Genomic DNA, 9069 nt, shown 5'->3' with positions numbered 1-9069 from the left:
CCGCCCCGCGGGCGTACGGCGGCCCGGTGCGCGGGCGTCCGGCGGCCCTGTGCGCGGGCGTACGGCGGCCCGGTCAGTCGACCAGGTCGCGCACCACCGCGTCCGCGAGGAGCCGGCCGCGCAGGGTCAGGACCGCGCGGCCACCGTCGTAGGGACCCCGCTCCAGGAGGCCGTCGGACAGGGCTCTGCGGGAGGCCGCGAGGCCGTCCGGGCGCAGCAGGTCCAGGGGGACGCCCTCGCGCAGCCGGAGCTCCAGCAGGACGCGCTCCACGCGGCGGTCCTCGTCGCCGAGCAGTTCGCGTCCGGCGCCGGGTGAGCGCCCGGCGGCGAGCGCCGCCGCGTACGCGCCGGGGTGCTTGACGTTCCACCAGCGCACCCCGCCGACGTGCGAGTGCGCGCCGGGGCCCGCGCCCCACCAGTCGGCGCCCCGCCAGTACAGCTCGTTGTGCAGGCAGCGGGCGGCGTCGGAGGTGGCCCAGTTGGAGACCTCGTACCAGTCGAACCCGGCCCGCGACAGCACGCTCTCCGCGATCAGGTAGCGGTCGGCGTGCACGTCGTCGTCCGTCATCGGGACCTCGCCGCGGCGGATGCGCCGGGCGAGCCCGGTGCCCTCCTCGACGATCAGGGCGTAGGCGCTGACGTGGTCGGGACCGGCGCCGAGCGCCGCCTCCAGCGAGGCCCGCCAGTCGTCGTCGGACTCCCCCGGGGTGCCGTAGATCAGATCCAGGTTGACGTGCGCGAAGCCCGCCGCGCGGGCCTCGGCGACGCACTCCTCGGGCCGGCCGGGGGTGTGCGTGCGGTCCAGCACCCTCAGCACGTGCTGCCGGGCGCTCTGCATGCCGAAGGAGATCCGGTTGAAGCCGCCCTCGCGCAGCGCGGCCAGGTACTCCGGGCCGACCGACTCCGGGTTGGCCTCGGTGGTCACCTCCGCGTCCGGCGCGAGCCCGAACTCGTCCCGGATCGTCCCCAGCATCCGTACGAGGTCGTCGGCGGCGAGCAGGGTGGGGGTGCCGCCGCCCACGAAGACCGTGCGGACCTCGCGGGGGTCGTCGCCGAGGACCTTGCGGGCGAGGCGGATCTCGTCGGTGAGGGTCGCGGCGTAGTTGTCGCGGGACGCCAGGACACCGCCGGTGCCGCGCAGCTCGGTCGCCGTGTAGGTGTTGAAGTCGCAGTAGCCGCAGCGGGTCGCGCAGTACGGGACGTGCAGATAGAAGCCGAGGGGGCGGTCGGCCGCGGCGGCGAGGGCGTGCGCGGGCAGGGCGCCGTCGTCGGGGACGGGCTCGCCGTCGGGGAGTGCGGAGGGCATGGGTTCCATTGTCCCGCACCCCGCGGGCTACTCGGCCTGGAGGACCAGCAGGGCCAGATCGTCCTCGGGCGGACGGCCGCCGAACTCGTGCACCAGCCTGCGGATGCGCTCGGCGATCAGCCGGGCGTTCAGGCCCGCGCAGCCGGCCAGGGCCGCCGCGAGTCCGTCGCCGTCGTCGAACTGGCGGGAGCCGCTGCGGCGCTCGGTCACGCCGTCGGTCACGCACAGCAGGGTCTCGCCCGAGCGCAGCTCGAAGGTCTCGCTGGTGTAGGCGGCGTCGTCGAAGACCCCGAGCAGGGTCTGCGGCTCGGCGACGGTACGGACGTCGCCGCCGGTGCCCAGGAGCAGCGGCAGGGGGTGGCCGGCGGAGGCGAGGGTGCAGCGGATGCCGCCCTCGACGGGGGTGAGTTCGCCGTAGAGCAGGGACAGGAAGCGGGTCTGCGGGCCGTCGCCGGGGGGAGCCGGGCCGGCGAGGGCGCGCGCGGCGGCGTCGGCGGCCTCCGTGGCGTCGTCGAGGAGGAGCTGGTTGAGGCGGTCGAGGACGTCGGCGACGCGGTAGCCCTCGCGGGCCAGCAGCCGCAGCCAGGGCCGGGCGATGCCGATGACCACGGCGGCCTCGGGGCCCTTGCCCTGGACGTCGCCGATGGCGAAGCACCAGCGGCCGTCGCGGGCCGGGAACAGGTCGTAGAAGTCGCCGCTCGGGCCGCCCTTGTCGCAGGGCTCGTACACCAGGGCGCTGGCCACGCCGGGGATCTCCGCGACCGCGCCGGGCAGCAGCCCGCGCTGCAGGACCCGGCTGATGGTGGCCTGGCGGGCGTACTGGCGGGCGGCGCCGATGGCGAGGGCCACCCGGCGGCTGAGGTCCTCGACGAGACCGGTGATCTCGTCGGGGAAGCGCACGAGGTCGGCCCGTCCGATCACCAGTGTGCCCAGCGGGTGGCCGCCGGCGACCAGCCGGTAGGCGAGCGCGGTGCCGCCCGGCCCGCGCGTCCCGAGCGCGCCCCCGGGCCAGGGGTAGGGCTCGGGGCCGCCGGGCCGCCCGTCGGCGGGGGGCGGGGGCTCCTTCTCCAGGGCGCCGCGCAGGTCCTCGATGAGGTTCTCGGAGCCGTGCCAGACCCGGGCCAGCCGGGGGCCGGTGCCGGCGACGCCGTCGGCGCCCCGGCCGCCGGTGCCCCGGGTGCCGCCGGGGGGCGGGTAGCCCCAGCGCCCGGCGACCTCGTCCTCCAGCCACACGGCGCACCAGTCGGCGAGGCGGGGCACGATCAGCTGGCCGGCGAGCGCCGCGACCAGGTTCTCGTCGAGCTGGCCGGCGAGCAGGTCGGAGGCTTCGGCGAGGAAGGACAGGGCGCCGCGGTCGAGCCAGTCCCGCTCGCGTTCGGCACGCTCGTACTCCCGCTGGGGGTGCTGCCGCTCGGGGTGCTCCCGCTCCCGCACGGGCGGGGGCGGCTCCGGCGCGAGGATCTCGGCGACGCGCAGCCCGCGCTCCAGCGCGCGCTCCTCGGCGTACGCCTCGATGCCGTCCGGGGCCTGGACGGGGTCCTCGGCCGGCAGGCGGGCCCACACGGTCTTGGCGCCGGTGCGGTAGGTGACGCCCCAGGACTCGGCGAGGCGGGAGACCAGCCGCAGTCCGCGCCCGTACTCGGGGGTGTCGGGAGGCACGTCCGGGTCGCCGCCGCGCGGGGCGCGCGAGGGGTGGTGGTCCAGCACCTCCACCAGCAGGGCACCGGTGTCCTGCTCCAGCCGGCAGGTGAGTTCGAGGTCGGTGCCGGCGTGGACGACGGCGTTGGTGACGAGTTCGCTGACGGCCACCACGGCGTCGTCGACGAGCCGCGGGCCGAGGTGCTCGGTGCCGGGGACCCCGGAGGCGGCCCACTCCTCCAGCGCGGTGCGCACCAGGGAGCGCGCGGAGCCCGGGGAGAGCGCGCTGCCGGGGAGGGTGGTACGCGTCTCGGCGTGCACGCCGGAGCGGAAGGGCGCGGGCACGCCGGAGGCACGGGTGACGGTCTCCCGTTGCACCGGAATGGCCCCCATGGACGGCTCCCCGAACAGTTCGTACGAATGCGCCTCGGTCGACGCCGATAGAGTGACAGACCGACCGCGCCCATAAGCACCGAGTTACCGAAGTGGGCCGCCATGAGTGAGAACCGTGCTACACGTGTGCTCGAAAACGGACAGAAAGACGACCGGATTCGAGCATCGGCACCGCGCCCGCCGCTCGCCGCGGCGACCGCGGCCCGCGACGGCGACTTCCGCGGGCTCCCGGAGGCAGGGACCGCGCGGTGGCCGAACTGACCGCCGTCTTCCACCAGATCATGGGCTGAAGCACGGACTACGGCCGTGAAGTGCGGCGGGTCGAGCGGAAGTCGGTGCGCTCCGGCCGCCCAGGTGGCCGACTCGGCGAACGGCTGACGACGAGCCCGACGCCGGGTGACCGGACGACCCGCGCGCAGGACGTCGACCGGGTGCCCGGGGCCGGGTGACCCCGGCGGCCGAGACGACCCGCGCGCAGGACGTCGACCAGGTGCCCGGGGCCGGGTGACCCCGGCGGCCGAGACGACCCGCGCGCTGGGCGCGGTGGCGGGCGGTGGTCCGACCCGGCGCGTCGATCCGCACGAGGGCAGCCACCCGTCACGCGCGGCGGCCTGCGCCGGCCGGGGCGGCCCGTGAACCGGACGGTCGGCCGACTCTCCGCGGTCGCCGACGAGGTGACGCGGGTCGCCCGCGAGGTGGGGCCGGCCGCCGGCGCGGAAGCCGCCGCAGAGCGGCGAGTTCGTCGTACGCCCGGCCGCGCGGGAGCGGGAACCGTCCGCGGACGGCCTGCCGGACGTCGCCGGACCGCGCGACCGGCTCCGCGCGGAGGCCCGCGTCCCGCGGGGGCCCGGCGCCCGGTCCGACCCGGTGGGCGAGGGGCCGCCGGGGCCACGGAGAGCCCGTGGCAACCGGCGGCCCCCGCCGGAGCCTCACGCCTCGCGGGTACCGGCGTACATCTCCTCGATGAGATCCTTGTACTCGCGCTCCACGACCGGCCGCTTCAGCTTCAGGCTCGGCGTGATCTCACCGTGCTCCACGTCGAGGTCGCGCGGCAGCAGCCGGAACTTCTTGATGGTCTGCCACTTCTGGAGCCCTGCGTTGAGCTCGCGCACATAGGCGTCGACCATCTCGACCGTGGCGGGCGCGGCGACGATCTCGGCGTACGGCTTGCCGCCGAGGCCGTTCTCCTCGGCCCACGCCCGGATCGCGATCTCGTCGAGGGCGATCAGCGCGGTGCAGAAGTTCCGGTCGGCGCCGTGCACGAGGATGTTGGAGACGTACGGGCACACCGCCTTGAACTGGCCCTCGACCTCGGCGGGCGCGATGTACTTGCCGCCGGAGGTCTTGATGAGGTCCTTCTTGCGGTCGGTGATGCGCAGATAGCCGTCCGGGGAGAGTTCGCCGATGTCGCCGGTGTGGAACCAGCCGTCGGCCTCCAGCACCTCGGCGGTCTTCTCGGGCAGCCCGTGGTAGCCCTCCATGATGCCGGGGCCGCGCAGCAGGATCTCGCCGTCGTCGGCGATCCGGACCTCGGTGCCGGGCAGCGGCTTGCCGACCGTGCCGGTGCGGTACGCCTCGCCCGGGTTGACGAAGGAGGCGGCGGAGGACTCGGTGAGGCCGTAGCCCTCCAGGATGTGGATGCCTGCGCCGGCGAAGAAGTAGCCGATCTCGGGGGCGAGGGCCGCGCTGCCCGAGACGCAGGCGCGCAGGTTGCCGCCGAACGCCTCGCGGATCTTGGCGTACACCAGGGTGTCGGCGACCTTGTGCTTGGCGGCGAGGCCGACGGGCGCGGAGTGGGTGCCGGTGCGGCGGAAGTTGTCCTGGGTGACCTTGGCGTACTCGCGGGCGACTCCGGCGGCCCACCGGAAGATCTTGTACTTGGCGCCGCCGCCCGCGCGGGCCTTGGCGGCGACCCCGTTGTAGACCTTCTCGAAGATGCGCGGCACGGCGGCCATGTACGTCGGCCGCACGACCGGCAGATTCTCGATGATCTTGTCGACGCGGCCGTCGACGGCGGTGACGTGGCCGACCTCGATCTGGCCGGAGGTGAGCACCTTGCCGAAGACGTGCGCGAGCGGCAGCCACAGGTACTGCACGTCCTCCGGGCCGACCAGCCCGGTCGCGGCGATGGCCTTCGCCATGTACGACCAGTTGTCGTGCGGCAGGCGGACGCCCTTGGGGCGGCCGGTGGTGCCGGAGGTGTAGATGAGCGTGGCGAGCTGGTCCCTGGTGATCGCGCCGACCCGCTGCTTGATCAGTCCGGGCTCCTTCTCCAGCCGGGCCGCGCCGCGCGCCTCCAGCTCGGCGAGGGAGAGCACCCACTCGTCGGTCTCGACGCCGGTCGCGTCGACGACCACGACATGCGTCAGGCGGGACAGCTCGCCGCGCTTCTCGCGGGCCTTGGCCACCTGGGCCGCGTCCTCGGCGACCAGCACCCGGCTCTCGGAGTCGGCGAGGATGAACGCCGACTCCTCGGCGTTGGTCTGGGGGTAGACGGTGGTCGTCGCGGCGCCCGCGCACATGATGCCGAGGTCGGCGAGGATCCACTCGATGCGCGTCGAGGAGGCGAGGGCCACCCGCTGCTCCGGCTGCACACCCAGTTCGATGAGGCCGGCCGCGATCGCGTAGACCCGCTCGGCGGCCTGCCCCCAGCTCAGCGACTTCCAGTCGTCCGGGCCCTCGCCCGAGGCCGCCGGCACCGGACAGCGGTAGGCCTCGGCGTCCGGTGTGGCCGCCACGCGCTCCAGGAAGAGGGCCGCCACGGTCGGCGGGCGGTTCTCGATCAGGGTCTGTGTGTCGCTCACGACATCCTCCGGGGCCCGCGACGGTGCGGCTGGCTCAACAGCCGGCCCTGCGGTCGGCTCATGACGGCGGTTTCCCTCGCGGGCTTGTTTAACTCGCGAGTAACTATCGGGCAGGGATCAGAGTAAAGGGCGACCGGCCCCCGCGTAAGGGGCCGCGGCCTGTCACTTCCTCCAGAGCGTCACCCCGCGTACACACAGGGGCCCGTCGCACGTGCGCGACGAGCCCCTGTTGCACCGTTTTGCCGGGTCACCCCGCGCCACCTGCGACTACTTCTTGGCCTTGCCCGACCCCGTGCTGTCATCACTGCTCAGTACGGCGATGAACGCCTCCTGCGGAACCTCCACCGAACCCACCATCTTCATCCGCTTCTTGCCTTCCTTCTGCTTCTCCAGCAGCTTGCGCTTGCGGGAGATGTCGCCGCCGTAGCACTTGGCGAGGACGTCCTTGCGGATGGCGCGGATGGTCTCGCGGGCGATCACCCGGGAGCCGATGGCGGCCTGCACCGGCACCTCGAACGCCTGCCGCGGGATCAGCTCCCTGAGCTTGGCGACGAGCCGGACGCCGTACGCGTACGCCTGGTCCTTGTGGGTGATCGCCGAGAAGGCGTCCACCTTGTCGCCGTGCAGCAGGATGTCGACCTTGACCAGGCTGGAGGTCTGCTCGCCGGTGGGCTCGTAGTCCAGGGAGGCGTAACCGCGGGTCTTGGACTTCAGCTGGTCGAAGAAGTCGAAGACGATCTCAGCGAGCGGGAGGGTGTAGCGGATCTCCACCCGGTCCTCGGAGAGGTAGTCCATGCCGAGCAGGGTGCCGCGCCGGGTCTGGCACAGCTCCATGATCGAACCGATGAACTCGGTGGGCGCGAGGATCGTGGCGCGCACGACCGGCTCGTACACCTCGTTGATCTTGCCCTCGGGGAACTCGCTCGGGTTGGTGACGACGTGCTCGACGCCGTCCTCCATCACGACCCGGTAGACCACGTTGGGCGCGGTGGCGATCAGGTCCAGGCCGAACTCGCGCTCCAGCCGCTCACGGATCACGTCGAGGTGGAGCAGGCCGAGGAAGCCGACGCGGAAGCCGAAGCCGAGGGCCGCGGAGGTCTCCGGCTCGTAGACCAGCGCGGCGTCGTTGAGCTGGAGCTTGTCCAGGGCCTCGCGCAGCTCGGGGTAGTCCGAGCCGTCCAGCGGATACAGGCCCGAGAAGACCATCGGCTTGGGGTCCTTGTAACCGCCGAGCGGCTCGGTGGCGCCCTTGTGCTGGCTGGTGACGGTGTCGCCGACCTTCGACTGGCGGACGTCCTTCACGCCGGTGATGAGATAGCCCACCTCGCCCACGCCCAGGCCGTCGGCCGCGAGCATCTCGGGCGAGTTGGTGCCGATCTCCAGCAGCTCGTGGGTGGCGCCGGTCGACATCATCCGGATGCGCTCGCGCTTGCCGAGCCGGCCGTCGATGACACGGACGTACGTCACGACCCCGCGGTAGGAGTCGTAGACCGAGTCGAAGATCATCGCGCGGGCGGGGGCGTCCTTGACGCCGACCGGCCCGGGGATCTCCGCCACGACCTTGTCCAGGAGCGCCTCCACGCCGAGCCCGGTCTTCGCGGAGACCTTGAGCACGTCGGAGGGGTCGCAGCCGACCAGGTTGGCGAGTTCCTCGGCGAACTTCTCGGGCTGCGCGGCCGGCAGGTCGATCTTGTTCAGCACGGGGATGATCGTGAGGTCGTTCTCCATCGCCAGGTAGAGGTTGGCGAGGGTCTGCGCCTCGATGCCCTGGGCCGCGTCGACGAGGAGGACGGTCCCCTCGCAGGCGGCGAGCGACCGCGAGACCTCGTAGGTGAAGTCGACGTGTCCCGGGGTGTCGATCATGTTGAGGATGTGCGTGCTGCCGGGGTCGTGGGTGGGGGCCCACGGCAGACGCACCGCCTGGGACTTGATCGTGATGCCGCGCTCGCGCTCGATGTCCATCCGGTCGAGGTACTGAGCACGCATCTGCCGCTGCTCCACCACACCGGTCAGCTGGAGCATCCGGTCGGCGAGCGTGGACTTGCCGTGGTCGATGTGCGCGATGATGCAGAAGTTGCGGATCAGAGCCGGGTCGGTACGGCTCGGCTCAGGCACATTGTTAGGGGTCGCGGGCACGCAGGGTCCTGTCTCTTGAGGCGCCTTGTGCCTCGGTCGGATCGATACGTAGGCTCCATGGTCCCATGGGCGGCGACCGGAGTCCGGTTTGGGCCGCGGCGGGCGGGCTGTGCGGGCTGGTTTGGGGCGGCCGGGCCACCGCTGGTAGCCTGGGTGGCTGTGTCTCATGCCCTCTCAGCGCGAGGCACATCTCAAGAAATCACCTGGCACGGGCCCTTCGCGGTCCCGTGCCTGAACCTGAAAAGGCTCATTCGTGGCGAACATCAAGTCCCAGATCAAGCGGATCAAGACCAACGAGAAGGCCCGGCTGCGCAACAAGGCCGTCAAGTCCTCCCTCAAGACCGCGATCCGCAAGGCCCGCGAGGCCGCTGCCGCGGGTGACGTCGAGAAGGCCACCGAGTACCAGCGCGCTGCCGCGCGTCAGCTCGACAAGGCCGTCTCCAAGGGCGTCATCCACAAGAACCAGGCCGCCAACAAGAAGTCGGCGCTTGCTTCCAAGGTCGTCGCGCTCAAGGGCTGACCTCTCCGTGATCTGACCGCCGGAGGGAATCGAGCGGGCCCTCTCTCTTCCGCTCCCGTCCGGCACCCCAGGAGTCACGCGCGGCCTGCGTTCGCCACGCGGGCGTGACTCCGACGACGTGAACCGAAGGCCCCGGCCGCCCGCCCTTCCCCAGGGCGGGAGCCGGGGCCTTCGGCATACGGCGCGGCCTGGCGCCTTCGGCATACGGCGCCCGGTGCCCCTCGTACGGCGCCCGAGCGCCTGGTGCGACGCCCGAGCGCCTCGCCGGTCCT

The 9069-nt window shown here is 72.8% G+C and carries 5 protein-coding genes; 1 reads left to right on the top strand and 4 read right to left on the bottom strand.

The features are described 5' to 3' along the window. Positions 1 to 73: 73 nt before the first annotated feature. The 4 genes from hemW to lepA form a co-directional block, all read right to left on the bottom strand. Positions 74 to 1306, bottom strand: coding sequence for a radical SAM family heme chaperone HemW (gene hemW, locus SZN_RS32705; protein WP_007503536.1), 1233 nt, complete (start codon positions 1304 to 1306; stop codon positions 74 to 76). Positions 1307 to 1333: 27 nt separating this feature from the next. Next, the gene (locus SZN_RS32700) at positions 1334 to 3337 is read right to left on the bottom strand and encodes an ATP-binding SpoIIE family protein phosphatase (protein ID WP_007503534.1); all 2004 of its coding nucleotides are present in this window, start codon (positions 3335 to 3337) and stop codon (positions 1334 to 1336) included. Positions 3338 to 4266: 929 nt separating this feature from the next. Then, positions 4267 to 6141: an AMP-dependent synthetase/ligase gene (locus SZN_RS32695; RefSeq protein ID WP_007503530.1), complete on the bottom strand. Its 1875-nt coding sequence runs from the start codon at positions 6139 to 6141 to the stop codon at positions 4267 to 4269. A gap of 267 nt (positions 6142 to 6408) precedes the next feature. Beyond that, complete coding sequence (gene lepA / locus SZN_RS32690; protein ID WP_043734287.1) at positions 6409 to 8277, bottom strand: translation elongation factor 4; 1869 nt, start codon at positions 8275 to 8277, stop codon at positions 6409 to 6411. A 253-nt stretch (positions 8278 to 8530) separates the two neighbouring features. Between lepA and rpsT the strand changes: the two genes are divergently transcribed. Next, positions 8531 to 8797 (top strand): 30S ribosomal protein S20, encoded by a 267-nt coding sequence (gene rpsT / locus SZN_RS32685; protein WP_007503526.1) that lies wholly within the window; start codon positions 8531 to 8533, stop codon positions 8795 to 8797. Positions 8798 to 9069: the final 272 nt, after the last annotated feature.

Source organism: Streptomyces zinciresistens K42 (assembly GCF_000225525.1).
GTDB lineage: Bacteria > Actinomycetota > Actinomycetes > Streptomycetales > Streptomycetaceae > Streptomyces > Streptomyces zinciresistens.
This window is presented reverse-complemented; position numbering and strand designations above follow the sequence as displayed.